Origin of the sequence: Dactylosporangium sp. NPDC050588 (assembly GCF_040654975.1) — a bacterium.
Taxonomy (GTDB): Bacteria; Actinomycetota; Actinomycetes; order Mycobacteriales; family Micromonosporaceae; genus Dactylosporangium; species Dactylosporangium maewongense.
In genome coordinates, this window is sequence record NZ_JBFAJA010000011.1 from 1 (window position 1) to 26,474 (window position 26,474).

Below are 26,474 nucleotides of genomic sequence, written 5' to 3' on the forward strand. Positions count from 1 at the left end.
TCCGGCATGAACGGCCTGTCCGACCAGCAGGAACTCACCTCCGTCGCCTACTGGCAGCAGATCCGCGACTGGGCCCAGTCCAAGCACCTCGCCCGGCTCGCCTTCTGGTCCGTCAACCGCGACCGCCCCTGCCCCGGCGGCGGCGTCGTGTCCAACTGCAGCGGCATCGCCCAGAACAACTGGCAGTTCACCCAGATCACCGCCACGTTCACCGGGTAACCGCGCGAACCGAGCACAGCGAGGGCTGGTCCTGCTACAGGGCCAGCCCTCTTCTGTCGGGGTGGCGCCCCAGCCAGGCCGTGTAGCGGTCGTTCTTGCGCACGGCGTCGGCGTAGGCCTCGATCGCATACGCCCAGACCTGCCCCGCCACGTCGGCGGCGGGCCCGTCGGGCAGCCAGCCGAGCATCTGCCGCCAGTGCAGCGGCGCGCCCGCGATCGGCACCGCCGCCAGGCCCGCCATCGGCCGCAGCGTCGCCTGGCACAGGCCGACCGCGTCGCCGGACTCGATGAGGTCGATCGCGCCGCGGACCTCCGTCTCGAACAGGACCCGGGGCGTGAACCCGGCCCTGGCGCAGGCCGCCGCGTGGCAGGAGGAGAAGCAGCCGTCGCCGGGCGCGGCGACCCACTGGGCGTCGGCGAGCTCGGCCAGGTCGACCTCGTCGCGGTCGGCGAGCCGGTGCCCCTCCGGCAGCAGCAGGAACACCGGGTCGGCGGCCACGACCCGCCAGGCGAGCCCGTTGTCGGTCGCCGGGGGCGCGTCGCCGCAGGCGCCGACCAGGACGAAGTCCAGCTTGCCGGCGAGCACCTGGTCGCCCAGCTCGGCGGCGGACCACGACGCGTGCGTGCTGACCTGGGCACCCGGATGGTTGCTGCTGATGCGGTGCACCAGGCCGCCGAGGATCGGGCCGTTGACCGCGCCGATCCGGTACCGCCCGGCGCGGTCCGTCGTGCTGGCCAGCCGGGTCGCCTCGTCCTGGAGCCCCTTGACGGCCGGCAGCAGCACCCTGGCCCGCGCCAGCACCAGCTCACCCAGCGGTGTCGCGCGGGCGCCCCGCCGGTCCCGCTCGAACAGCAGCCCGCCGAGCGCCCGCTCGATGCGCTGCAACTGCGCGGTCAACGCCGGCTGGGCGAGGCCCAGCACGGAGGCCGCCTTCGTGACACTGCCGGCATCCGCGATCGCGCACACGACCCGCAGGTGCCGCAGCTCCAGATCCATATGCAGACGGTAGGACGTCCGCCGGATGGGGAGAAGACCCCGGAGCCATCGAGCCTCACCGTTTTCGCAGATCGACACATCTGCGAAACGTGCCGGTCGATCATCATATACCGGGGGCGGGTATGCGGCGATGCTATGGAACCGGGCCGCCTGGGTACCCTGGACGGGTGCTCTCCCCCCGCCGCTGGTGCGCCGGTACCGCCACCGCGACCGCGGCGACCGGCGCGATCGGGCTCGCCTTCGCCGTGGCCGGCTCGGCGCCGTGGCGCTATGTGAGCGAGTCCGGCGTCGCCGGCGCGCCCCACCCGACGCTCTACCGGGTCAGCATGCTGCTCCTGGCGGCGTCGCTGGCGTTCCTGGCGGTGCCGGCCCGGCACACCGCCCGCCACGCCCTCGTCGCGCTCCCGTTCGTGCCCGGGCGCGTCGCCGCCCTGGTGCCGGCGGGGCTCGCCGCGGCGGCGATCGCCCTGGCCGCTCCCCTGGCCGCCGTCGCTGGCGCGGTGACCTGCTCCCCGGGGTGCCCGCTGCCGCCGTATGAGTCGCCCCAGCCGCGGGACCTGGTCCACGCCGCCGGCGCGATCGGCGCGCTGCTGCTCCTCGCGCTGGCGATTCTGGTGTACGCCACCCAGCCCGACCACTCGACGCTGCGCCGTGCGGGGCGGCTCGGGGTGCTCCTGGCGTTCCCGCCGCTGATCCTCTCCGCGATCGGCATCCTGTTCCTGGGCCGGGGCCTCTTCACCGGCCTGATGGAGCGGGCCGCCCTGGTCGCCGTGTCGGCATGGCTGGTGCAGACCGCCGCCGTCCACGTCCGCGCCAAGCCGTGACCCGCACCGTCGTCGTCACGGGGGCGAGCGCGGGGATCGGCCTCGCCGCCGCGAAGGGGTTCGCCGCCGCCGGCGACCGCCTGATCCTCCTCGGCCGGAATGAGCACCGCCTGGCCGCCGCCCTCGCCGCCGTGCGCGACGCCGGCGCCGCCGACCCCGTGGCGGTGCGGGCGGACTTCGCCGAACCGGCCCAGGTGCGGTCCGCGGCCGCCGAGGTCCGCGCCGCATGCGACCGCATCGACGTCCTGGTGAACAACGCCGGCGGCCTCTTCCGCGGCCCCGCCTGCCTACAGGTCAACCACCTCGCCGGGTTCGAGCTGGCCCACCTGCTGCTCGACCGGTTGCGGGACCCCGCCCGGCTGATCACGACCGCGTCCCTCGCCGAGGCCTGGGGCGTGCTGGACGTCGACCGGCCGCTGCGCGCCTCGCTCTGGCACCGCAGCCGGTGGCTCGCGTACGGCTCCTCGAAGCAGGCGAACATCCTGTTCACCCTGGAGGCGGCCCGGCGCTGGACCGCGCGCGGCGTCCTGCCCGTGGCGTTCTTCCCGGGTCTCGTGCGGAGCCGGTTCGCCACCACCAGCCCGCTCTTCATGCTGGGCAAGCTGATCCCGGTCCTGTTCAGCTCCCCGCAGAAGGCCGCCGACACCCTGCTGTGGCTGGCCGGCGCGCCCGCGGAGGCGCTCGTGCCCGGCGGCTACTACTTCCTGCGGCAGCCCTTCGCCGCGACGCCCCGCTCCACCGCACCGGCGCGGGCCGCCCGCCTCTGGGAGTCCTCCCTGGAGGCCGTCAAGCGGCGGTGACCACCTCCGCGAGCCGGAGGCCGTCAGGCGTCGGTGACCGCGAGCCGGCGGCGGGCGCCGCGGCCGGGGCGGGGCACGACGTCGCGCGGCGGGACCTGGGCGTGGCCGGACTCGCAGACCAGCACGGCGTGCACGGGCGCGCCGCAGCCGCGGTGGACCGTCTCCAGCGGCGGGCCCTCCGGCCCGGCCAGGTACCGGTCGCCCCACTCCAGCACCGCGACGAGCAGCGGATACAGGTCGAAGCCCTTCTCGGTGAGCCGGTATTCGTCGCGGACCCGCGAGCCGGGCTCCCGGTACGGCACCCGGCGCAGCACGCCGTTGTCGACGAGCATGCCGAGACGGTTGGTCAGCACCTGCCGCGGGATGCCGGTGCGCTCCCGCATGTCGTCGAAGCGGTGGATGCCGTTGAAGACCTCGCGCAGCACGACGACGGTCCACTTCTCACCGAGGATCGCCATCGCCGCGCCGATGGTGCAGTTGTCGACCGACCAGTCCAGTGCCGCAGGTCTCATCCCGTCAGGCTAACCGGCACCTGAGTCTGGTTGACAGATCCAGCTGTCGCCCGACAGGCTGCATCCATGACGCAGACTCAGAACGAGGTCCGTAGCCGCACGTTCACGTGGTCCGACCCGATGCTCAACGCGGCCGAGATCGGCCGGCGCAGCGGCCTGGAGCTGCTGCAAGCGATGGCACGCGGCGAGCTGCCGGCGCCGCCGATCACGCACCTCATGGGCGCCGGACGGATCGAGGCCGAGCTGGGCCGGGTCGTCGTGACCCTCGAACCGCAGGAGTTCCACTACAACCCGCTCGGCAGCATCCACGGCGGGGTCCTCGCGACGCTGCTCGACACGGCCGCCGCCTGCGCCGTGCACTCGACGCTGCCGGCCGGCGTCGGGTACACCTCCCTCGACCTCAGCACGAAGTTCCTGCGCCCCGCGTCGATCGCGTCCGGCACCCTGACCTGCGAGGGCACCGTGCTGTCGAAGGGCCGGCGGACCGCCCTCGCCCAGGCGGTGATCACCGACGCCCGCGGCGGCATGGTCGCCCACGCCACGTCGACCTGCATGCTCTTCGACCTGACCTGAAGGCCACACCTGGAGGCCTGCACCCTGGAGGCCTGCACCCTGGAGGCCCGCATCTGGATGCCGCACCTGGAGGTGCGTGACCGACACCACGCTGCGTGAGGCTTGATCCGCGAAGAGTGTCCGACCTGGTGACAACGCCACGCTACCGGCTGCCCAACCATGGATCACGGCGAGTCGTCGACCCATGGAAGGGGACCGAATGCCAAGCAGAAACCGGAGCGCACTGAGTGCCGCCGCGGCAGCGATCATCACGATCGCCGGCGTGGCCGCACCGGGCGTGCCGGCGACCGCGGCACCACCGGCGGCATCGGCCGCCGACCAGCTGACCCGGGTGATCGTCGCCTACGACGACGCCGACGCGGCAGCCCGGGCGGTCGACCGGGCCGGCGGGAAGGTCGGCCGGGCGCTGTCGATCGTGGAGAGCTTCGCGGCCGAGATACCGGACACGCAACTGTCCGCCCTGAGGACTGCCCCCGGCGTGCGGTCCGTGACCCTCGACGGTGAGGTGGCACTCCAGGCCGAACGATGGCGCGCCGACGGCGACGCCAACTCGATGTTCAGCGTCGTGCGCGCGACCGGCGCGCTGGACGTGTGGAAGAAGACCGACTCCAGCGGCCGGCCGATCGGCGGCGCCGGCGTCGGCATCGCCCTGATCGACTCCGGCGTCTCGCAGGTCACCGGGCTCAACGACCCGGGCCGGATCGTCAACGGGCCGGACCTGTCGTTCGAGTCGCAGTCGCCCAACCTGCGCTACGCCGACACGTTCGGGCACGGCACCCACATGGCCGGCCTGATCGCCGCCCGCGACCCGGGCACCAACTTCATGACCGTCGACTCGCCGACCAACTTCACCGGCATGGCGCCCACCTCGACGCTGATCAGCGTCAAGGTCGCCACCGCCGACGGCGCCACCGACGTCTCGCAGGTCATCGCCGGGATCGACTGGGTCGTCACGCACCGCAACGACCCAGGCCTGAACATCAAGGTGCTGAACCTGTCGTTCGGCACCGACAGCTACCAGGACGAGAAGCTCGACCCGCTGTCGCACGCGGTCGAGGCGGCCTGGAAGAAGGGCATCACGGTCGTGGCCTCCGCCGGCAACGACGGCAAGACCCGCACCGCGCTGTCGATGCCGGCGGCCAACCCGTACGTCATCGCGGTCGGCGCCGCCGACTCGAAGGGCACCGAGTCCCGCTCCGACGACGTCCTCGCGGACTTCAGCACCCGTGGCAACGCCACCCGCTCCGCCGACCTGACCGCGCCCGGCCGCTCGATCGTCGGCCTGCGCGACCCGGGCTCCTACGTCGACGTCAACTACCCGACGGGGCTCGTGCCGGGCGACACGACCGGACGGTACTTCCGGGGCAGCGGTAGCTCGCAGGCCGCGGCCATCACGTCCGGCGCCGCGGCGCTGCTGCTGCAGCAGCGCCCGAACCTCACGCCCGACCAGGTCAAGAAGCTGCTCGTCAGCACCACCGACGCGATGACCGCCGGCGACGTGCTGGGCCGCGGCTCCGGCCAGCTCAACATCAAGAAGGCGATCGAGGCGCCGACGCCCGCCGCCACGCAGACGTGGGCGGCGTCGACCGGCACCGGCACGCTGGAGGCCTCCCGGGGCTCCGCGCACGTGGCGGACCCGGTCACCGGCACCGAGCTGACCGGCGAGACGGACATCATGGGCCGGGCCTGGACGCCGGCGACGTGGGCGAAGGCATCGACCGCCGGCACCGCATGGACCGGCGGCACCTGGAACGGCGCGACCTGGACCGGCACGTCGCTGAGCGGCACGGCCACGACCGGCCGCAGCTGGGTCGCGGTCGGCTGGTCCGGCACCAGCTGGAGCGGGCGCACCTGGAGCGGGCGCACCTGGAGCAGCGCCGTGTGGGACGGCCGCACATGGAGTGGCCGAACTTGGTCAGGTAGCACCTGGAGCGGCCGAACTTGGAGTGGAAGCTACTGGTCAAGCTCCATCTGGCAGTAACCCTCATGAAAAGGGCGATTCCGGGACGGTCATGAAGAAAGCACGCGCGTGGACACGCCCGGACGCACGGGTGGCGGCGCTCAGCCTGTGGCTGGGCGTCGCCACCGTCGTGGCCCACGGTCTGCGCATCCACCACGGCGGGCTTCCGGCGTCCCCCGATGCCCTGCCGCTGATCCTGCTCGCCGTCGCGTTCGCAGTCACCGAGGGGTTCGCGGTGCACATCCGGGTCCGCCGCGGCGGCCACGCGATGAGCCTCAGCGAGATCCCGATGGTCCTCGGGCTGCTCTCGGTCGACCCGACCCTGCTGCTCGCCGTCCGGCTCCTCGGCGGCGGCCTCGGCCTGGTGGTCCTGCGCGGCCAGCGCGGCGTCAAGCTCGGCTTCAACGTCGCCCTCCTCGGCGTGCAGACCACCGCGGCGTCCGTGATGCTGCGCGCCCTCACCGGCCCCACCCTGCCCGACGTCGGCCCGATGCAGTGGCTGGACGTGCTGCTCGTCATGCTCGTCGCCGACGTCGTCGCCGCGGTGCTGGTCACCGCCGTGATCGCGCTGCACGACGACCCCAGCGAGTGGAAACGCCTGCCGAGCGCCCTGCAGGGACTGCCGCTCGTCGCGATCACCACCAGCATCGGCCTGATCAGCACCCTCGCCATCGACCGCGACCCGAGGGCGATCGCCCTGATCGCGATCGTCTCCGCGGTCACGTACCGGGCCTACCGCTCGTACGTGAGCCAGAGCCAGGGCCACGAGCAGGTCGAGGAGCTCTACGCCTTCACCCGCGCCCTCGACGGCGTCCTGGACACCGGCGGGGTCGCCCGCATCGTGCTCGAGCAGGCCCGCGACCAGCTCCGCGCCGAGCGGGCCGAGCTGATCATCCCGGGCGCCGACGGCTCCCAGATCCGGATGCGCATGCACGGCCGGCACCAGCTCGACACGACCGTCATCGACGCCCTGCCGGAGACCGCGTGGTGGCAGCCGGCGCGCGCCGGCACCCCCGTCCTGGTCGCCAAGGGCAGCCGCGTCGTCGGCTCCATCGTCGACGGCATCGCGGTGCCCGTGCCGCTCAACGACGGCGCGACCGGCGTGCTGTTCGTCGCCGACAGCCTCCCCGACATCCCGACCTTCGGCGAGCATCATGTCCGCCTCTTCCAGGCGCTCGCCAACCACGCCAGCCTGTCGCTCACCAAGGCCCGGCTCCTCGACGAGCTGCGCCGGGAGGTCGCGGAGAAGGAGCACCTGGCGCTGTACGACCCGCTCACCGGCCTGCCCAACCGGCAGCGCTTCCAGTCGCTCACCGACGCGCTGCGCGCCCAGGGCACCCCGGTCGCGATGCTGCTCATGGACCTCGACCGCTTCAAGGACGTCAACGACGCGCTCGGCCACGACATCGGCGACACGCTGCTGCGGCAGGTCGGCGACCGCCTGCAGGGCCGCCTCGGCGACCGCGGCACCGTCGCCCGCTTCGGCGGCGACGAGTTCGCCGTGCTGCTGCCCGGCATCCGCACCCGCGAGGTCGCCGTCGCGATCGGCGACGACCTCGCCGCCGCGATGGAGCAGCCGATCGCGATCGGCCACCTGCGCCTCAACGCCCGCGTCAGCATCGGCATCGCGCTCGCCCCCGAGCACGGCCACGACGCGAAGACCCTCATCCAGCGCGCCGACGTCGCCATGTACGTCGCGAAGACCACCCGCACCGGGGTGCGCGTCTACCAGCCCGACGACGACCGCAACAGCCCCCGGCGCCTCGCCATGGTCGCCGACCTGCGCGAGGCCATCCAGCGGCACGACCTCGTCGTCGTCTTCCAGCCCAAGCTGGAGACCGCCACCGGCATCGTCCGCGGCGCCGAGGCCCTCGCCCGCTGGCACCATCCCGCGCACGGCTTCGTCCCGCCCGACGAGTTCATCCCCCTCGCCGAGACGTCCGGCCTGATCCGGCCCCTGACCCTGCACGTGCTGGAGGTCGCGCTGCGCCGCTGCGCCTCGTGGCGGCGGATGGGGCACGACATGCACGTCGCCGTCAACCTGTCGCCCAACAGCCTGCAGGAGGCCGACCTGCCCGACATCGTCGCCCGGCTGCTGGGTCAGGCGGGTGTACCGGCGAGCGCGCTGACCCTGGAGATCACCGAGAGCAGCATCATGGACGACCCGGCCGGCAGCCTCGTCACGCTCGACCGCCTGCACGCCCTCGGCGTCAAGCTCGCCATCGACGACTTCGGCACCGGGTACTCCTCCCTCGGCCGCCTCCGCGAGCTCCCCATCCACGAGATGAAGATCGACAAGTCATTCGTGCAGCGCATCGCCGTCGACCACCGCGACCGTGCCGTCGTCCGCTCCGCCGTCCAGCTCGGGCACGCCCTGGACCTGGAGGTCGTCGCCGAGGGCGTCGAAGACGAGCAGACCCTCCACCACCTGCGCACGGAGGGCTGCAACCTGGTCCAGGGCTACTTCATCTCCAAGCCCCTGCCCGCCGACGAGTTCGCCGACTGGCTGGCCGCACGGGTGCCGCAACTCGGACAGGCATAACCTTTTCCCGCATGTGCACCGTGCTCCTCCGCTTCGACCCCGCCGCCACCTTCCCCGTCCTGCTGGCCGCGGTCCGCGACGAGTACCTCGCCCGCCCCTGGGAGCCGCCCGCCGAGCACTGGCCCGGCTTCTGGGGCGGCCGCGACAGCACCGCCGGCGGCACCTGGCTCGCGGTCGACCCCGCCGCCCCGGCCGTCACCGCGCTGCTGAACGGCTTCCCGCCCCTGCCGCCCCTCGGCGACCGCCCGACCCGCGGCGCCCTCCCGCTGACCCCCCTGCCGCAGGACCTCTCCGGCTTCGATGCCTTCCACCTGGTGCGGGCGACGCCGGCCGAGGTCACCGTCCTGTCCTGGAACGGCACCGACCTCACCACGCACACCCTGCCCCCGGGCGACCACGTGATCGTCAACCAGGGCGTCGACGTCAACGACTTCGCCCCGCTCCACGCCGCCGCCACCCCTCCCCTCGACCCGGACACCCCGACCCGCGAGGCCTGGGGCGACTGGGTGCCGCTGCTCGCGGGCGGCACGTTCACCGGTGTCGCCCCGCGCACGCTGCTCGTGCGGCACGAGGTCGACGGCCTGGAGTACGGCTCCGGCTCCGCCAGCCTGGTCGCCCTGGGCCGAGACACCGTCCGGTACGACTTCGCCACCACCCCCGGCCCCTCCGCCACCTGGACCCGGATCCCCGTTCCCCCGTCCCGCTGACCGGCCGCCACGGTGGGCCGGTCCGCCACGGTGGGCCGGTCCGCCACGGTGGGCCGGGACTCACAGGTGGCGTACAGGTGGGGCCCAAGGTGCTGGCAGGGGCGGGCCGCAGTCTCGGGAGCATGACGACGACGCTGGTCCGCCCCGCTGACCTTGCCGACACGCCCCCGCAGACGCCGCCGCCCCGGGATCCGGTCTGGGTCCGGCCGGCGTTGGGGGTGCTCCTGGTCGGCACGCTGGTGGCGTACGTGTGGAACCTCAGCGCATCGGGTTGGGGCAACGCCTTCTACGCGGCGGCGGCGCAGGCGGGCGGCGAGAGCTGGAAGGCTTGGTTCTTCGGCTCGTCCGACGCGTCGAACTTCATCACCGTCGACAAGACGCCCGGCGCGCTGTGGGTCACGGGACTGTCGGTGCGCGTCTTCGGGCTCAGCTCCTGGAGCATCCTCGTGCCGCAGGCGCTGATCGGGGTGGCGACGGTCTGGCTGCTGTACGCGACAGTGCGGCGCTGGCACGGCCCGGCGGCCGGGCTGCTGGCCGGGGCGGTGCTCGCCACGACGCCGATCGCGGCGCTGATGTTCCGGTTCAACAATCCTGACGCCCTGCTCATGCTGCTGCTCGTCGCCGGCGTGTACGGCATGGTCCGCGCGCTGGAGCGGGGCAGCACCTGGTGGCTGGTGTTCGCCGGCGGCAGCGTCGGCTTCGGCTTCCTGACCAAGATGCTCCAGGCGCTGCTGGTGGTGCCGGCGTTCGCGCTGGCGTACCTGCTGTTCGCGCCGACCGGCTGGGGGCGGCGCCTCGTGCAGCTGCTGGTCGCGGGCGCGGCGGTGGTCGTGTCCGCCGGCTGGTGGGTGGCGACCGTCGAGCTGATCCCGGCGTCGTGGCGGCCCTACGTCGGCGGGTCGCAGAACAACTCGATCCTGGAGCTGACCCTCGGGTACAACGGCCTCGGCCGCATCACGGGCAACGAGACCGGCAGCGTCGGCGGCGGGGGCGGCGGGGGCGGCGGGGGCGGCGCCAACGGTGGCCGCTGGGGCGAGACGGGCTGGTCGCGGCTCTTCGACGGGCAGACCGGCGGGCAGGCGTCGTGGCTGCTGCCGGCGGCGCTGATCTTCCTGGTCGCGGGCCTGGTCTGGTCGACGCGGAAGGCCGCCTACGTGCTGTGGGGCGGCTGGCTGGCGGTGACCGCCGTCGTCTTCAGCACCATGCAGGGCATCTTCCACGACTACTACACCGTGGCCCTGGCGCCGGCGATCGGCGCACTGGTCGCGATGGGTGCGGCCACGCTGTGGCGCCGCCGCGGCAACGTGTACGCGCTGCTCACCCTCTCCTCGGCGGTCGCGGTCAGCGCGATCTGGTCCTACGTGCTGCTCGCCCGCGCCACCGGCTTCCAGCCGTGGCTGAAGGTCGCGGTCCTGCTGGCCGGCGCGGCCGGCGCGGCGGGCCTGCTGGTCAGCCAGCAGCTCGGCCGCGGGATCGGGCGGCGGGTCTCGGTCGCGGCGGCCGCGGCGGCGCTCTTCGCGGTGCTCGGCGGGCCGGTCGCCTACTCGTCGAACACGATCGCCACCCCGCACTCCGGCTCCATCGTCACGGCGGGTCCGGCGGTCGCCGGAGGCTCCTTCCCGGGCGGCGGCCGCGGCGGTACGGGCGGCGGCCCTTCCCGGAACGGAGGCTTCCCAGGCGGCGGTTTCCCGGGCGGCACCGGCACCGGCGGCACGGGCACTGGCACTGGCGCCGGCGGTTTCCCCGGTCCCGCCGGCGCCGGAGGCGGCTTTCCTGGCGGCGGTGCGGGGCAGCGCGGTGGCATGGGTGGGGGTGGCATGGGCGGGCTGCTCAACGCCACGACGCCCAGCGCGGAGCTGGTCGCGCTGCTGCGGGAGGACGCGGCCAAGTACACGTGGGTCGGTGCGGCCGTCGGGTCCAACAGCGCCTCCGGGTACCAGCTGGCGACCGAGCTTCCCGTGATGGCCATCGGCGGCTTCAACGGCAGCGACCCGGCACCGAGCCTCGCACAGTTCCAGCAGTACGTCGCCGGCGGCCAGATCCATTACTTCATCGGCGGTGCCGGCGTCGGCGGGCGCAGCAACGGCGGCAGCAGCGTCAGCGCGGAGATCGCCGCGTGGGTGGCCGCCAACTACACCGCGCAGACGGTCGGCGGCGTCACGGTGTACGACCTGTCCTGACTCCGCCTCCCGTCTCACGAGGGCCGTCCCGTTTCCGGGGCGGCCCTCTTTCCCAGGCGGGGTGCCGGCTCGCTTTATCGCAGGCGGGGTGCCGGCTCGCTTGTCGCAGGCGGGTGCCGGCTCGCTTTCACAGGTGGGGTACAGGATCGCCACAAGCTGCCGGAAGCAACGGAGCCGAACTTGGTTGGCATGACGACAACGACGCTCCCGCGCGCAGCAACCACCGACGTCACCGCCGCCAGCGCGGTCCTCGACGTCGTCGTCCCCGTGTACAACGAGGAGCGCGACCTCGGCCCGTGCGTGCGCCGGCTGCACGCCCACCTCAGCGCGACGTTCCCGTACCCCTTCCGGATCACCGTCGCCGACAACGCCAGCACCGACGGGACGCTCGCGGTCGCCACCGCCCTGGCCGGCGAGCTGGCCGGCGTCGAGGTGCTGCACCTGACCGAGAAGGGTCGCGGGCGGGCCCTGCGGGCCGCGTGGGACGCCTCCGACGCGCCGGTCCTCGCGTACATGGACGTGGACCTGAGCACCGACCTCAACGCGGTCCTGCCGCTGGTCGCCCCGCTGCTGTCGGGGCACTCCGACGTCTCGATCGGCACGCGGCTGGCCCGCGGCTCCCGTGTGGTGCGCGGCGCGAAGCGGCAGTTCATCTCCCGCTCGTACAACATCCTCCTCCGCGGCACGTTGCAGGTCGGCTTCTCCGACGCGCAGTGCGGGTTCAAGGCGATCCGCAAGGACGTCGCCGAACAGCTCCTGCCGCTGGTGGAGGACACCGGCTGGTTCTTCGACACCGAGCTGCTCGTGCTCGCGCAGCGGGCCGGCCTGCGCATCCACGAGGTGCCGGTCGACTGGATCGACGACCCCGACAGCCGCGTCGACATCGTCGCCACCGCGCTCGCCGACCTCCGTGGCATCGCCCGCCTCGCCCGCGGCCTGATCGACGGCTCGCTGCCGCTGCAGTCGCTACGCTCCCGCTTCGGCCGGGAGCCGCTCGCCGCCGCGGGCGTGCCGGCGTCGATGCCGTCGCAGCTGCTGCGCTTCGCCGGCGTCGGGGTGCTGTCGACGGTCGCGTACCTGCTGCTGTTCGCGCTCCTGCGCCCCGCGGCCGGCGCGCAGGCGGCCAACTTCGCGGCCCTGCTGATCACCGCGGTCGGCAACACCGCGCTCAACCGGCGGCTGACCTTCGCCGTGCGGGGCGCCACCCACGCCGGCCGGCACCAGGCGCAGGGCCTGCTGCTGTTCGCCCTCGGCCTCGCGCTGACGTCGGGCTCGCTGGTCGCGCTGGACGCGGCGGCGCCGGCACACCCGCACCTGCTGGAGATCGCCGTCCTCGTGCTCGCCAACCTGGCCGCGACCGTGCTCCGGTTCGTGCTGATGCGGGTCTGGGTGTTCCGCAAGGCCTGATACCCGGCTACACCGGCGCCTTCCACAAGCCGTCCCCGCACCGGATCCCGATGGCTGTCACGGCGCCCGCCCGGCAGCTCGACGCACCTGCCCGGCAGCTGGACGCGCCCGCCGACAGCTCGCCCGGCAGCTCGCACTGGAGATCGACGGCCGGCCGCTGCGTGGCGAGTCCCTCACCATCGGCCGCACGGCCAACACGATGGTCGACCAGCTCGACGCACCCACCGGCACCTCGCCCAGCAGCTCGACGCGCCCGCCGGCAGCTCGCCAGCAGCTCGACGTGCTCGTCCGGCTGGTCGACATCATGCTGGCCGCCCTACTGGACACCCGGCCCGTCGTCGACGGCGCCACCGCCCGAGGTCGCGTGCCCTGGGTTCCGCTTCCTCCAGGACCTTAGCCCACGACAGGAAATTGATCTCCGACGTCGTCGCTGTCCGTAGTTTAGCCTGCCTGCAACACGAATACCTGGGGCACTGAGAGGCACAGGAAGGCTACGTCGGGTAGTCGGATGGCCAGGTCGGGGGACGGCGGTCTCTGAAGGCGGCCAGGCCCTCCGCCACCTCGGCGGGGTCCTGCCGGGTGGGGCCTTCCCGGCCGTCGATGAACGCCTTGGCCGCGCGGACGCTCAGCTGGGAGCGGGTGGTGATGGTGGCGGCGGTGTCCCGTACCGACGCCGCCAACGCGTCTGGAGCGACGACGGTGTCGACAAGGCCGATGGCGAGGGCGGCCGGGGCGTCGATCAGGTCGGCGGTGAAGAGGAGCAGCTTCGCGCGGGAAGGGCCGACGAGGTCCGCCAGGCGGCGGGTCGTCGAGCGGGGGTAGACGATGCCGAGCTTGGCGGGCGTGATGCCGAAGCGGCTGTCGGTGGCGGCGAAGCGCAGGTCGCAGGCGACGGCGAGCTGGCAGCCGCCGCCGACGCAGAAGCCGTCGATGCGGGCGATGGTCGGCTTCGGGAACGCGGCGAGGGCGAGCTCGGCCTGGACGGCGACGCTGTCCTCGCCGTCGGCGGCGATCGCCGCGGCGTCGTCGATGTCGGCGCCCGCGCAGAAGGTGCCGCCGGCGCCCTCGACGACGAGGACCTTGACGGCCGGGTCCGCCTCCAGGTCCTTCAGCAGGACCGGCACGGCGCGCCACATGGCGGCGGTCATCGCGTTGCGCTTGCCGGGGTTGTCGATGGTCAGCGTCGCCACCGGGCCGTCGACCGAAACCCGGACCGCCTCGACGCCGTGACCGGCGCCGGCGCCGGAAGCGGTCACCACTCGTGGACGGGGACGTTGGAGTGCATCCGTGGAAGGTACTCCTCCAGCAGCTTGCGCATGGTGTCGTCGCGGTCGATCTGGCCGGCGCCGGTGATGCGGTGGACGGTGTCGACCTGCCAGGAGGCGCCGTTGCGGGCGGTGAGGCAGCGCTGCTCGATGATGCCGAGGAGCCGGTCGCGGTGGGCGGCGTCGACGCCCCAGCCGTCGAGGCCTTCGCGGGCCATGGGCAGGAGGCGGCGCAGCACGAGCTCGGTGACGGGGACGGAGCCGAGGCCAGGCCAGAAGAGGGAGGCGTCGATGCCGTGGCGGGCGCCGCTGTGGAAGTTCTCCTCGGCGGCGCCGAAGGACATCTGGGTCCAGACGGGCCGGTCCTGCTCGGCGAGCCGGCGCACGAGGCCGAAGTAGAAGGCGGCGTTGGCCATGCTGTCCACGACGGTCGGACCGGCCGGGAGGACACGGTTCTCGACGCGGACGTGTGGCTTGCCGTCGACGACGTCGTAGATGGGGCGGTTCCAGCGGTACACCGTGCCGTTGTGCAGCCGGAGCTCGCCGAGCTTCGGGACGCCGCCGTCGTCGAGGACGGCGATCGGGTCCTCGTCCTCGCAGATGGGTAGCAGGGAGGGGAAGTAGCGGACGTTCTCCTCGAAGAGGTCGAAGATCGAGGTGATCCAGCGCTCGCCGAACCAGACGCGGGGGCGCACCCCCTGGGACTTCAGCTCCTCGGCGCGGGTGTCGGTGGCCTGCTCGAAGAGCGGGATGCGGGTCTCCCGCCACAGCTCGCTGCCGAAGAGGAAGGGCGCGTTGGCGCCGAGGGCGACCTGGACGCCGGCGACGGCCTGGGCGGCGTTCCAGTGCGCGGCGAACTGCTGCGGGCTGACCTGCAGATGAAACTGGACGCTGGTGCAGGCGGCCTCGGGCGCGATCGAGTCGCAGCGGACGTGGAGCCGCTCGACGCCGTCGATCGCGATGAGCAGGTCCTCGCCGCGGGCCGCGAAGATCTGCTCGTTGAGCAGCGCGTAGCGCGGGTTCGCCGACAGGACGTCGGGCGTGAGCTGGTCCCGGCGCAGGGTGGGCAGGATGCCGATCATCGCGAGCCGGGTGTCCACGCCGGCGGCGTGCTCCTCGGCGGCGTTGAGGCTGGCGCGGACCTGCTGCTCGAACCCGGCGAGCCCGTCACCGGCGAGCCGGCGTGGCGGCACGTTGATCTCGATGTTGAACTGGCCGAGCTCGGTGACGAACGCCGGGTCGGCGAGGGCGTCGAGCACGCGCTGGTTGCGCAGGGCCGGGTCGTGGTGCTCGTCGACGAGGTTGAGCTCGATCTCGAGCCCGCTCATACCGTCGCCGTCCTCGAAGTGCGCGTCCGAGAGCATGCGCGCGAACGCGTCGAGGCATTGACGCACCTTGTCGCGGTATCGCATCCGGTCTTCGCGGCTGAACTCGGTCGTTTCGACGTCCTTGCCCATGGGCCGTCCACCTCCGAAGCCGTCGGTTCATCTGGCATACCACGAGTCGCGGTTTTTTACTCACACGTCCCAACCTGACGCGGGCCCGGTCGCCTTCCAGTACGGAGGAGGTCACGTGCGTGAGTAACTGGTACGCGAGTACGTGGAGTACCTGAAGGCACAGATGCCGCAGCTGCGCCGGCTGGCGGCGGTCCCTCAGGCCCGTCATCACGGAGCCAGCGACCCGAACAGATCAGTGTCGAGGCGGAGACGCGCTGTACCGGCGATGCCGCCGATCAACAGCATCTGTGTGTCGCCGTCCGGAGCTGGGCTGAAGGTCATCGAGAGCACCGGCGAGCCCACGACGACACGGTGGAGCTCGGTCGAGGTTTCGACGTCCCAAAATCTGACATCTTGGGCATCGGACGCGGATGCGATCACAGGCCGCCCGGCCACCACACCGGCGGCAACTGCGTTGACCCATCCCGTGTGCCCACGCAGCGGTGGCCCAACCGGCTCGCCGGTGTCGAGATCCCAAAGGCGAATGCTCCGGTCATCGCTACCGGAAACAACGACTGTCCGATCGCCGATGTCCAACGTTGCGAGGTCCAGAATCCAGTCGTCGTGACCGGTCAGCGGCGGCACCGTAAGCGTTGCGGTCGCGGCGTCCCAGATACAAACGACGCCATCGTCGCCTCCAGTCACGATCAGCGTGCTGCCGGGCCGCTCTACAACGCGAAGCGCTCGCACGGGGCCGTCATGGCCCCGAATCGGAGCGCACCACAGATCACCAGTCGCCGCGCGCCACAGACGAACTGCGCCGTCCTCATAAGCAGAGACCACGACGAGGCTTTCTTGTATGAAGCCGATCCCGACCGCGTTCACAGGTCCGCCGACGCCGTCGAACGACCTGCTCGTCGCAGTACCGTCGGCCAACGCCTCTGTGAGAATGACCAGTCCGTCTTCCGCTCCCGTCACCGCGAGCAGCGACGCGCCATGCTGTCGTGTGCTCAACCCGTTCACCCCGCGGCTGTGCCCAACGGCGATTCGATGGAGCACCGCACCTGAGTCGAGGTTGAGTATCTGAAGGGAAGCGTCGCTGCCGGCCGACACGACGACCGGCCTTCCCGCAAGCGTGCCGACGTCGATGGAATTGATGATGTCCGGCGAGCCCAGCAGCGGACCCTCGATCTCACGGAGGTTCTGCGCGTCCCACCTGCGGACGGTGGTGTCCAGCGACGCCGAAACCGCCACCGGCTGCCCGTATCTCAGCGCCGCCGCCAGCACATGGACGCCACGCTCGTGACTTGTCCAGGCAGGCGTCAGCTCCGCCCGCGTTTCAAGATCCCAAACCCGGATCTCCCGGTCTGCTCCCGCCGAAAGCACCGTCGGCCTGCCGTCGCGCTGCACGATGCTGACACTCCAGATGCCTGCACGATGCGATGTGAAGGGAGCCCCGACCGGCGCCCCAGTTTCAAGGTCCCAGATCGCGACGGTACCGTCCTCCGAACCGGAGACGATCACATTGCGGCCGCCGGACCACGCAGTCGCCATCGTCCTGATCGGCTTGGTGTGCGCCGCGATCGGAACGCCCGGCCGGGGGCCCTCGAACACACGCCAGTGGCGGATCGTTCCGTCCGCTGCACCCGCGACGACGACGGGCTCTCCGTCCTCCCATCCCCCCGCCAGCGCGCGGATGGCCGGCCCGGAGGCGACCAGTGGGTCACCAAAGCGTTCGCCGGCCGTCAGGTCCCACAGCAGCACCGCACCATCTTCCGAACCGGACGCGACGATGTCGATGTCGCCGAGACGGACGACGGTCAACGCGGTGACCGGACCCTGATGGCCCGTCAGCGGCATCGAGACAGGGTGGCCCGTGGCGATCTGCCAGATCCTGACCGTGGCGTCGTTGGCCCCGGACAGCAGCACGTCCACACCCTCGCGCCTCGCCTGCGCGAAAGCGCGTACACGGCTGACGTGCCCTAGCAGCGTCGGGCACAGCTCCCGGCCGGTGTCGAGATCCAGCAGTTTGATGCCGCCGTCCGCGCCCGACGCAGCGATGACGCATTGCCCGTCGTCGGCGGTCAACGTCGCCAGCGCCCAGGTCGGACATCCCCAATTGCCGACCTTCGTGAAGTCGTCACGCCAACGCACCCAGTCGGCGGTGACCATCGGACGAAGACTGGTGAGCTCGCTGCTTCGCCCCGCGGCCTTCAGCTGGAACGCCAGCGTCGATGCGCGCGAAGCCGTGTCTGCGTCATCGGTGAGCGACTCGACCAGCGCCCAGGCCTCCAGAGCGGCCGCATCCGATGCATTCCCGGCCCGGGCCAGGAGGCGACGTACGTCGCCTCCTGATTCCCAAGGCAGAAACCACGGGGGAACGACTGTGTCGCTGAGGACGCCGCCGAGAGCAGCGTGGCGCACAAGGTGCCGTCTGACGTAAGCATGTGGCGCCTGCGGTGCGCCTCCTTCACCGAGCAGCGACAGCAACGCCATGGCAACAACGGCGTGGCCGTGCCGATCGGCTGACGGGTCATCCACTGGTGGCGCGCCTGCGAGCGTCGCCACCACGAGCTCCGGATTTCGACGGAGGATCTCGCCGATTCTTGCGTGCGCCGGCCGGTAGACCAGACGATCGTCTGCCACATCGGACGCCAGATATCCCGAAAGGCGGCCACGCTGCACCGCCGCGATGACTGCGTCGATGTCGACTGCGGCGGCCTTCGTATCCGTGTCCGGCATGAGCGCAGCGGCGACAGTCGACCATACATTGGCCCATGGAAGGCCGGCACCCAACGAAAAGGCAACGGCTCGGAGCACTGCGACCACGTGATCGACCGCAAGGTCGAGTCGTTGCGACTCTTCCTGGATATCCGCTTTCAACAGCGAGACGGTGCCGGCGCGCAGGCGACCGAAGAAGGCGGCAGATGACTCCTCGGGCCTTCCGCCTGCCATTTTGAGTCGTGCGGCGGCGAACCGAGCGTCAAGAAACGACGGGCTGACTTCTTCGGCGATCAGCTCGGCGCTCCTGAACGTCGCTCGAAGCCGGCTCACCGGAAGCAAGCCCGGGTCCTCCCCTGACAAGAGAATCCGCTGCACGTATTCCGTGATGTCATGGACGACATCCGCCGCCGAGTCTGTCCGAATCAGCGCCCAGATGGCATCCGGACGGACATTTTCCGCCACCTTCATGAGCATGTCCAGCAGACCCTCGCCGCGCAGGACGGTGCCACTGGGACGGTCCGACCGGACACCGACGATCAGGCGGACGAGTGGCTCACCGGCGTCGTTCCCGACTGCCAGTAGTCGGCTCAGGAGACCAGACACGATCAGCTCAGGCTGCGCCGCCTCGTCGACACCGTCAATGACGATCGAGATCGTCCGATCTTCGGACCGGAGCCGCTCGACGATGGCGTCGAGGACCGTCCCATCGGCGTGGGCGTCTGGCGGCTCCACGGCGAGGCACGAGGCAAGCTGAGCAGCCAGGTCGATGAACGTGGCATTGCGTGCATACAGGGCCACGTCCACTGACCCCAGCGGCGGAACCGCATCCGCGCCGAGACCTCGGACGGCCTCGTGAAAGGCTGAGTTGTTGCGGAACGTCGGGTCGCTCAGCACTGTCACCTGGGCCAGAATTGCGGACTTTCCGCTGCCTGCCTCGCCGGTGACAACGACGACGCCAGACCCGCGGCCGAGGAAGTCGCACAGGGTCCGCAACTCGTCGCGGCGTCCAGAGAAGTACCAGGCACCCGGTTCGTCGGAGTATCGACCTGAGGCCCGAGAGTTCCAGTACGGCAGAGCGGACAACTCCTGTGCGAGCTGCCGGCGGACCGCCTCGACAGGTGGACCGACTGGACGGTAGCCCGGGTTCGGAATACACCGGGTGGCTTCAGGGGTCGGCGACGAACGCGGCCATACCCACAACGGCTCGAGGAGCGAGTTTTCTTCCTGGAAAAGATTCGCCATCTCAACTGCGAGGTCCTGAAACGACAGGTATTGCCGCGCATAACCGCTCTGCGGGCTGCGGAACCGCTCGTACAGCCTGGACAACACCGTGGCGAACTCGCCGACGCGAGGCTTCTCATCGAAATCACCGACCGTGATGACAGCAAGTGTCCTGAGCCGCCTGCGGTCGGGTGGCAGCGACCGCAACCGCTCGGCGAGTTCGGCGTGCAGCGCGCCCGAATGGCAGGAGTCGACGAAAACGAGAATCTGCTCGGCACTCGACGACAGGACACGCTCCACGAGGTCCGCCGTGACGAGCGCAGTGTTGCGCAGGTTCGCCTCCTCGGAGCCTGGCAGCAGGAGGAAGTGGCGGCGCGAAGAGTCCTGCACCCCGTGCCCTGTGATGTACAGGACAGTCGGCTGGTCACGATGGAGGCCTGCCAGGCCCTCCGCCCGGACGAGGTCTTCCAGCTCGTCCAGGCTGTGCGGATGCAGGATCGAGAGCCTGCACGCCTCACTTTCGACGGTCGACTCGCCGAACCAGCTGACAACGACATCAACCTGCTCGTCGAGTGCAATTCGAAACTCGTCGTCGAATGCCGGATAATCCCTCGGGGCAATCACCACGACGCGACGTGGGCGCTCCGTGGTCATTTCGAATTGCCGAGAGGCGGAATTCTTGCATCAGTCTTGATCCCGACGCATCTCGCGGGAATCCGCCACGGCATGCATCGATCCCGCGCTTGCGTCACGATGTGTTACCTCCTGATGCGGCGGCCAGCGCCACCATGCTGCGCATCGGTCCGTCGAATAGTCTAACCGCGTCACGGCACCGCCTCGACGGCACGAGACCACGAGAGCCGCGGTTGTTGCCAACTCTTTGATCCGATATTGACACATTCCTGACGATCGTCACTTCCGGCACGTCGCCGGCGGAACCTTCGAATGTAGTGACAACATCGCTTCTCGCTGATGTGGTGGACAAACCCAACTCGCAGCGGAGGCCCCCATGCTCGAACTGTTGGACCTCACTCATAGCGGCACCACAATTGCGGCATCGATCGGGCTCCTCGCGGCGATCGCCGGTACGCGAGGACGGCAGTTGCAGTGGGGACACTCGGCCCTGACCGCCGCAGACGACTCCACAGCAAGCATCCGCGTCATGAACAGGGGGCCGGCGCCGTATGCCCCCCGCCCGGCGATCCGCGACGTTCTCGTAGCCTCCCCAGCCCCGGCACACAGGCCACCGCAGGTGGAGGCGGAGGCACCGAAGATCGATGCCGTGATCGTGCCGCGCCGCGACACGATCACGCCTTTGGACAACGCAATCCGGACCGCATCCGCCGCAGGCGCTCCACTGGTCGTGTTGGACTCGCCGGACGGCATGGCGGCAACGTCGGCAGACAGCGTCGAACTGCGCGCGGCGCTCACCTCAGGCACTGCGGTGCGACTGACGCTGCCCGAAGCGTGGAACCCGGCCGCGACATTGTCCACGTCGAATCACGGGTCCTCGGATCGACATCGGGACACTCCAGCGAAACGGAACGCAGGGATGCTGCTGGCAAAAGCTGCCGGGTGGCGGCATGTGCTCTTCATGGACGATGACATCGACCTGCTCGGCAGCGACCACCTCGACGCCACGCGGCAGGCGCTCGCCGGGCGTGGCAGTGCAACCCCGCCGCAGATCGCGGCATGGGCATTCGTGGACGCGCACGACCGGTCCGTTGTCGGTCACGCCTGTGCGACCGCTGGCATGCCGACCGTTTCGCTGATTGGTGCCGGAGCGATGGCAATCGACTGCCGGTCAGCCGTGTCCTTCTTCCCCGCCCTGTACAACGAAGATCTTCTGTTCGCGGTGACCTCGGCAACACTCGGCGGCGTCGGCATCACACCTGTGGGCACTTCGCTGCGCCAGCGCGCTCGACGGGTGGGCACCTTCACGTCGCCGTCGCTGGCGGTACGCCAGGAGTTCGGCGAGCTTCTGGCAACTGGCCTCATGGAGGCGGACCTGGGCAGCGAGGGGCTGCACATCCAGACACAGGTCGGCTTCTGGCGGCACGTGGTGAGCGAACGGAGCGCCCTGCTCGTCCAGCTCGCCGTTCGGCTGCGGGCAGGACGTCACGCCGCCGCCGCGCGTTGCGTCGCGGAAGCAGCAGCCTGCCATACCCCTGAATTGCCTGCGCGGTTGGCCGGCTACACCACTCAGCTGATCCGCGACCACGAGACCTGGCAAACAATGCTGGAACGCCCCGTTCAGACGCTGGGGAAGCATGCCGAGCCGTGGCTCAAGGCGCTGGAAACAAACGTCCCGGGCTAGCCGGCCTGCCGACGCACCTCAATTCGATCGAAGGACGGCTCGCCAGGTGGGACGTAGACGGTGAAGATGTCGCGCGACCTGACCAGGACGAACCGCCACACGCCTGTCGCAGTGCGCTGCTCCTGTCGGACGGCGAACCGATCCACGTGCGGTGCGTGCTCGGGCCATGCGTCGGTGACAGCACCGAGCGCCGCCGCCAGTGCATCGGCCCGCGCCAGGGGAGCATCGGCCGTCGCATCTGGCCGCCCCGGCGCCGACCGCCGACCGCGGTAGCTCGCGACCGCGCGCTTCAAGAGGTCGTGCGCGACATTTCCGGCTACGCCGCTGGCCAGCACACCGGCAAGATCAACGGCGATGTCGACGGCCGGACCAAGATGCAGATCCCCGTAGGTCACCGCGCCGTCTTCAACCTGAAGACGATCGAGATTCCGCAGACCTCGCTCCGCGGAGAACATCGCAACAACCGTCGACCTGCTCGGCGCATGGACGAGCCATTGGGTCAACAGCAAAAGGTCGGCATCTCCGATCGCCTCATCATCACGCGCGGCGCGCAACTCGGCCGAACGACGGAGCACCAACGCTTCTTCCGACGTGTCGTGCTCTGTCCAGGACGCGGTGCCCGCCAGCGCGGACCATCGGTCAACGACATCAAGGCCGGCGTCCGCGAACTGCCGCACGACAGGCACGGTCCAGTCCTTCTCGCCCGGAATCACCCGAGATTCCAGAGAACCACCGTTGGGCGAAGTCGCGTATTCGTGTCCACAGATCACGCATCGCCAGGCCGGCGGGGCACCGATCCGCACCAATCTGCGGAGCGGCGGACGGGGGGAACACCGATGCCGCGTTTCACCTGTGGCACTGCCCTCGGGCACCATTTCCTGGTGAATGAGCGCCTCCGTCTGATCAGAACCTACAAATATCGTAGCGCGCGGATGCCATAGAACGGAACCCAGCCCGCTACAGGGGGCGACACCCACGTCGCGTGCAGGCATCATTGTGGGATGCCAATTGATCAGGTGCGGACGTCGCGAGCAACGGACGCCGACATGGATCGAGTGATCGCAGCGCTCGGCGGCGCTTCGTTCGTTGCCGAGCGTCAGCGACAGCTCGCCGGCGACGGCGGGGTCCTGCTCGCGGCGTGGCACGAAGCGGAGGCCGTGGGCTGCGTCTACATATCGTTCGAAGCGGCGGACGAGGCAGAACTTCGCGAGCGACTGCCAGGCACGCCCGTCCTGCACCGCCTCTTGGTGGTTGAGCACCTACGCAGGCAGGGCATCGGGCGCCACTTGATGCAAGCCGCGGAAAGCCTCGCTCGCGAGCGAGGGTGTGCCCGCCTGGCGCTCGGACTCGACCTCGACAACATCGACGCGGAGCGTTTCTATCGCGGCCTCGGATACACCGAATGGCCATATGGCCTGCTTGACACTTTCTATATCGCGACCATCGACGGTCGAGAGGTCCGGGTCCCCGAGCAATGCCGAGTGATGGAAAAGCGACTTTGACGGCCGAACATCGTTAAACCTCCCTCCACACCCACGTCAAACCACAATTTGGTAACCGGATGTAACGCAAGTTCCGCGCCGATCGAGAGCCGGCGATCAAACCCGGCTGCGGGTCGTCGAGCGGCTGCGCAACCGGCGGATCGGGACCGCGCTGGTGTGCGCCGCCGAGCAGGTCGTGCGCGAGCGGGGGCACGCGCAGCTGGCGCTGGGCATCGGGCTGGACAACGCCGACGCCGAGCGGCTGTACCTGCGGCTCGGGTTCGCCGAGTGGCCGCACGGGCTCGTCGACACGTACAACGTGGTGTTCAAGGACGAGCGGGAGGTGCGCGAACCGGAGTTGTGCCGGATCCTGGTGAAAGAGCTGAATCAGGAAATGCCCCTTAAACGCGACTAATGTTCGCGTACCGTCAGGCGCATGGCCGACCGTTCGCTGCTCCTCCGGGTCGCCAACGTGAACCCCGCCAGCGTGCGGACCCACACCGACCGCGCGCTGTACCGCTCGATCGCGGTGTTCATCCTGCTGTACGGCGTGTACGCGATCGTCGGCGCCGCGACCTTCGTCGACGCCACGGCGAACTACACGCACCCGTGGTGGCAGTGGCTGGTCGGCCCGCCGGTCGCGGCCGCCGTGATCGCCTACGACCGGGCCGTCGTCGGGCGGGTCGCGGTCAGCTACGACAACCTCGACTCCCCCGACCCGAAGCACCTGCTGCGGCGCGGCACGTTCGGCCTGTACGCGGGCCGGCTGCTGCTCGCCCTGCTGTTCGCCGTCGTCATCACCGAGCCGCTCATGCTCGCCAGGTACAAGGGCGAGATCGACGCGTACCTCGGCACCGTGCACAACCGCCAGCTGATCCAGCTGGAGCAGTCGGGCGCGATCGCCACGTTCGCCGGGCAGGTCGACGCGCTGCGCCGGCAGGACGCCGCCGACGACAAGGCCGTGGCCGACCTGCACCAGCTCGCCGCGACGAAGCGGGCCGAGGCCGCCGAGGTGTACGACCGTGCCCTCGCCGACTCCCGCGCCGACGGCGTCACCCAGCGGGCCGGCTGCCCGCCCGGCGGGTTCTGCGACACGCTCGTGCGACAGTCCAGGGCATTGACCGCCGAGGCGACCCGCCTGGACGACGAGGCGGCCGCGCTGCAGAAGACCCAGGAGAGCGCCCGCCTCGACCGGGCCAGGCAGGTCGCCGCGCTCAACGAGCAGATCACCGAGCAGCGCACCGACAACCGGCGGTCCGTGGAGGCCGGCGCGGGCTTCGGCGCCCGGACCACCGCGATGTGGCACCTGGTCAAGAGCGACTTCTGGGGGTTCGGGTTCTTCTACCTCGGCGTCGCGGCGCTGCTGGTCTGCCTGGACTGCGCGGCGGTGTGGCTCAAGCTGGTCTCGCACGGTAACGCGTACGAGCGGACCGAGGCCCGCGACGCCCGCCGCCGCGAGCTGACCGCCACGAAACGCCACGAGCAGCAGCTCAAGGTCGCCGCCGCGGCGCAGGAGGTGGCCGGCGACGGCCTCGACACGATCGTCGCGGAGCGCCGGCTCGTCGACGCCGCGGTCGAGCAGGCGACCGCGCGGCTCATGGCGGAACTGGAGGAGCAGTCCCTCCCCTCTTCGTCCAGAAGTTCCTGAATCGCTTGCAATGGGGGCTTCGGCACCCGGCAGACTGGTCGACGTGCGTCACAGCCTCCCCCGCCGCCCCCCTGTGCTGCCGGTCGTGATCGGCATCGTCCTGGCGGTGGTCGCCGGGGTGGGCGCCGTCAGGGCGGTGTGGGTGAGCTCGACGTCCTCCAGCGCCACGCCCGACGGCCGCGGCGGTGAGCGTGCCGACCGGTCCAGGCCGCGCACCGACCTGCGGTGCGACGGGGTGCCGCTGAACGCGCCGCGGGAGCTGCGCGGCATCTGGATCACCACGGTTGAGAACATCGACTGGCCGAGCCGGCCGGGGCTGCCCGACGAGCAGATCAAGTCGGAGTACCTGGGCTGGCTCGACCTCGCCGGCAAGCGCAACCTGAATGCGGTGTTCGTCCATGTACGACCCAGCGGCGACGCGCTGTGGCCGTCCGCCTACGCTCCCTGGTCGGAGTGGATCACGGGGGTACGGGGGAAGGCGCCCGGCTTCGACCTGATGCGCTGGATGATCGACGAGACGCACGCCCGCGGGCTGGAGTTCCACGCCTGGTTCAACCCGTACCGGGGCAGCCAGCCAGCTCCGGGCGGCGCCGGCTCCGACATCAACGCGCTCGCGCCCGACCACCCGCTGCGCAAGCACCCGGAGTGGGCGGTCGTCTACCCGGCGGCCGGCACCACCGGCAGCCGCCTGCACTTCAACCCGGGCATCCCGGCCGCCCGCGAGTTCGTCGAGGACTCGATGCTGGAGGCCGTCAAGAAGTACGACGTCGACGGGGTCCACTTCGACGACTTCTTCTACCAGTACCCGGTCGGCAAGCAGGACTACCCGGACGCCGCCGCCTACGCGCAGTACGGCAACGGCCTCAGCCGCGCGGACTGGCGGCGCGACAACGTCAACAAGCTCGTCCAGGAGATGCACGACAAGATCCGCAAGCTGAAGCCGTGGGTGAAGTTCGGCATCAGCCCGTTCGGCATCTGGCGCAACGACCGGACCGACCCGGCCGGCTCCCCGACCCGCGGGCTGCAGTCCTACGACGAGATCTACGCCGACACGCGGCTGTGGGTGCAGCGGGAGTGGCTCGACTACATCGTCCCGCAGCTGTACTGGAACATCGGGTTCGACGTCGCGGACTACGCGAAGCTGCTGCCCTGGTGGGCCGGCGTCGTCAAGGACACCGACGTGCAGCTGTGGATCGGCCAGGCCGACTACCGCGTCGGGCAGTCCGGTGCCTGGTCCGACCCCGGCGAGCTCGACCGCCAGCTCGCCCTGAACCGGAAGTATCCGCAGGTCACCGGCAGCGTCCACTTCAGCGCCAAGAGCATGCGCAGCGACGCCCTCGGCTCGGTCTCCCGCTACGCCGCCAGCTTCTACTCCACGCCGGCGCTGCCGCCGGTCATGGCGCAGCTGCCCGCCGACGTGCCCGCGCCGCCGTCCGTCTCGACGTCCGGCACCACGCTCACCTGGAAGGGCAAGGGCGTCAACTCGGCCGTGTACCAGGTGAAGGGCTCCTCGGCGAAGCTGCTGGCGGTGCGCCGCGGCGGGGACGGCTCGCTGACCGTGCCGGACGCCGCCGCCACGTACTGCGTGACGGCGCTGGACCGCTCCTGGAACGAGAGCACTCCGGCGAGGTGATCCCGGGTCATCCTGGGCCCGACGAGTC

At 70.8% G+C, this 26,474-nt stretch carries 20 protein-coding genes and 1 pseudogene; 15 read left to right on the forward strand and 6 right to left on the reverse strand.

The genetic code is table 11. The features are described 5' to 3' along the window. Nucleotides 1-219: pseudogene (locus AB0I21_RS09240) on the forward strand (chitinase); the annotation flags it as partial. 34 nt (nucleotides 220-253) lie between these two features. Here the strand turns inward: AB0I21_RS09240 and AB0I21_RS09245 are convergent. Then, the gene (locus tag AB0I21_RS09245; protein WP_360559844.1) at nucleotides 254-1,216 is read right to left on the reverse strand and encodes a LysR family transcriptional regulator; all 963 of its coding nucleotides are present in this window, start codon (nucleotides 1,214-1,216) and stop codon (nucleotides 254-256) included. A gap of 167 nt (nucleotides 1,217-1,383) precedes the next feature. Here AB0I21_RS09245 and AB0I21_RS09250 point away from each other — a divergent pair, with 167 nt between their 5' ends. Next, nucleotides 1,384-2,040, forward strand: a complete 657-nt coding sequence (locus tag AB0I21_RS09250) for a DUF998 domain-containing protein (RefSeq protein WP_360559845.1) — start codon at nucleotides 1,384-1,386, stop codon at nucleotides 2,038-2,040. Continuing rightward, complete coding sequence (locus AB0I21_RS09255; RefSeq protein ID WP_360559846.1) at nucleotides 2,037-2,840, forward strand: SDR family NAD(P)-dependent oxidoreductase; 804 nt, start codon at nucleotides 2,037-2,039, stop codon at nucleotides 2,838-2,840. Before AB0I21_RS09250 ends, AB0I21_RS09255 begins: the two co-directional genes overlap by 4 nt. A gap of 23 nt (nucleotides 2,841-2,863) precedes the next feature. On the opposite strand, the gene AB0I21_RS09260 is transcribed toward AB0I21_RS09255, so the two are convergent. Then, entirely contained in the window at nucleotides 2,864-3,352 is a 489-nt protein-coding gene (locus tag AB0I21_RS09260; protein ID WP_360559847.1) for a helix-turn-helix domain-containing protein, read from the reverse strand. A 66-nt stretch (nucleotides 3,353-3,418) separates the two neighbouring features. Here AB0I21_RS09260 and AB0I21_RS09265 point away from each other — a divergent pair, with 66 nt between their 5' ends. The 7 genes from AB0I21_RS09265 to AB0I21_RS09295 all read left to right on the forward strand — a co-directional run bounded on the left by AB0I21_RS09265 (nucleotide 3,419) and on the right by AB0I21_RS09295 (nucleotide 13,118). Continuing rightward, the gene (locus AB0I21_RS09265; RefSeq protein ID WP_360559848.1) at nucleotides 3,419-3,925 is read left to right on the forward strand and encodes a PaaI family thioesterase; all 507 of its coding nucleotides are present in this window, start codon (nucleotides 3,419-3,421) and stop codon (nucleotides 3,923-3,925) included. Between the two features lie 262 nt (nucleotides 3,926-4,187). Further along, nucleotides 4,188-5,906, forward strand: a complete 1,719-nt coding sequence (locus AB0I21_RS09270; protein WP_360559849.1) for a S8 family serine peptidase — start codon at nucleotides 4,188-4,190, stop codon at nucleotides 5,904-5,906. A gap of 31 nt (nucleotides 5,907-5,937) precedes the next feature. Further along, entirely contained in the window at nucleotides 5,938-8,427 is a 2,490-nt protein-coding gene (locus AB0I21_RS09275; protein ID WP_360559850.1) for an EAL domain-containing protein, read from the forward strand. 11 nt (nucleotides 8,428-8,438) lie between these two features. Continuing rightward, nucleotides 8,439-9,134, forward strand: a complete 696-nt coding sequence (locus AB0I21_RS09280; protein ID WP_360559851.1) for an NRDE family protein — start codon at nucleotides 8,439-8,441, stop codon at nucleotides 9,132-9,134. Nucleotides 9,135-9,256: 122 nt separating this feature from the next. Then, nucleotides 9,257-11,314 (forward strand): glycosyltransferase family 39 protein, encoded by a 2,058-nt coding sequence (locus AB0I21_RS09285; RefSeq protein ID WP_360559852.1) that lies wholly within the window; start codon nucleotides 9,257-9,259, stop codon nucleotides 11,312-11,314. A 189-nt stretch (nucleotides 11,315-11,503) separates the two neighbouring features. After that, nucleotides 11,504-12,721, forward strand: coding sequence for a glycosyltransferase (locus AB0I21_RS09290; protein ID WP_360559853.1), 1,218 nt, complete (start codon nucleotides 11,504-11,506; stop codon nucleotides 12,719-12,721). Nucleotides 12,722-12,920: 199 nt separating this feature from the next. Then, the gene (locus AB0I21_RS09295) at nucleotides 12,921-13,118 is read left to right on the forward strand and encodes a hypothetical protein (protein ID WP_360559854.1); all 198 of its coding nucleotides are present in this window, start codon (nucleotides 12,921-12,923) and stop codon (nucleotides 13,116-13,118) included. 94 nt (nucleotides 13,119-13,212) lie between these two features. On the opposite strand, the gene AB0I21_RS09300 is transcribed toward AB0I21_RS09295, so the two are convergent. The 3 genes from AB0I21_RS09300 to AB0I21_RS09310 all read right to left on the reverse strand — a co-directional run bounded on the left by AB0I21_RS09300 (nucleotide 13,213) and on the right by AB0I21_RS09310 (nucleotide 20,021). Beyond that, nucleotides 13,213-13,980, reverse strand: coding sequence for an enoyl-CoA hydratase-related protein (locus AB0I21_RS09300; RefSeq protein ID WP_360559855.1), 768 nt, complete (start codon nucleotides 13,978-13,980; stop codon nucleotides 13,213-13,215). Beyond that, a complete protein-coding gene (locus tag AB0I21_RS09305; RefSeq protein WP_360559856.1) occupies nucleotides 13,974-15,443 on the reverse strand; it encodes a glutamate--cysteine ligase in 1,470 nt (489 codons plus the stop codon). The genes AB0I21_RS09300 and AB0I21_RS09305 overlap by 7 nt, the downstream gene beginning before the upstream one ends. A gap of 207 nt (nucleotides 15,444-15,650) precedes the next feature. Beyond that, nucleotides 15,651-20,021, reverse strand: coding sequence for an AAA family ATPase (locus tag AB0I21_RS09310; RefSeq protein WP_360559857.1), 4,371 nt, complete (start codon nucleotides 20,019-20,021; stop codon nucleotides 15,651-15,653). 355 nt (nucleotides 20,022-20,376) lie between these two features. Here AB0I21_RS09310 and AB0I21_RS09315 point away from each other — a divergent pair, with 355 nt between their 5' ends. After that, a complete protein-coding gene (locus AB0I21_RS09315) occupies nucleotides 20,377-21,684 on the forward strand; it encodes a hypothetical protein (RefSeq protein ID WP_360559858.1) in 1,308 nt (435 codons plus the stop codon). Here the strand turns inward: AB0I21_RS09315 and AB0I21_RS09320 are convergent. Further along, nucleotides 21,681-22,397 (reverse strand): hypothetical protein, encoded by a 717-nt coding sequence (locus AB0I21_RS09320; protein WP_360559859.1) that lies wholly within the window; start codon nucleotides 22,395-22,397, stop codon nucleotides 21,681-21,683. The genes AB0I21_RS09315 and AB0I21_RS09320 overlap by 4 nt on opposite strands. A gap of 333 nt (nucleotides 22,398-22,730) precedes the next feature. On the opposite strand from AB0I21_RS09320, the gene AB0I21_RS09325 reads away from it, so the two are divergent. The 4 genes from AB0I21_RS09325 to AB0I21_RS09340 all read left to right on the forward strand — a co-directional run bounded on the left by AB0I21_RS09325 (nucleotide 22,731) and on the right by AB0I21_RS09340 (nucleotide 26,446). Continuing rightward, nucleotides 22,731-23,186, forward strand: coding sequence for a GNAT family N-acetyltransferase (locus AB0I21_RS09325; protein ID WP_360559860.1), 456 nt, complete (start codon nucleotides 22,731-22,733; stop codon nucleotides 23,184-23,186). 106 nt (nucleotides 23,187-23,292) lie between these two features. Next, nucleotides 23,293-23,580 carry a GNAT family N-acetyltransferase gene (locus tag AB0I21_RS09330; protein ID WP_360559973.1) on the forward strand — a complete coding sequence of 96 codons (288 nt, stop codon included), beginning with the start codon at nucleotides 23,293-23,295 and terminating at the stop codon, nucleotides 23,578-23,580. 21 nt (nucleotides 23,581-23,601) lie between these two features. Then, nucleotides 23,602-24,813, forward strand: coding sequence for a DUF4407 domain-containing protein (locus AB0I21_RS09335; RefSeq protein ID WP_360559861.1), 1,212 nt, complete (start codon nucleotides 23,602-23,604; stop codon nucleotides 24,811-24,813). A 43-nt stretch (nucleotides 24,814-24,856) separates the two neighbouring features. Then, nucleotides 24,857-26,446 carry a family 10 glycosylhydrolase gene (locus AB0I21_RS09340; protein ID WP_360559862.1) on the forward strand — a complete coding sequence of 530 codons (1,590 nt, stop codon included), beginning with the start codon at nucleotides 24,857-24,859 and terminating at the stop codon, nucleotides 26,444-26,446. Nucleotides 26,447-26,474: the final 28 nt, after the last annotated feature.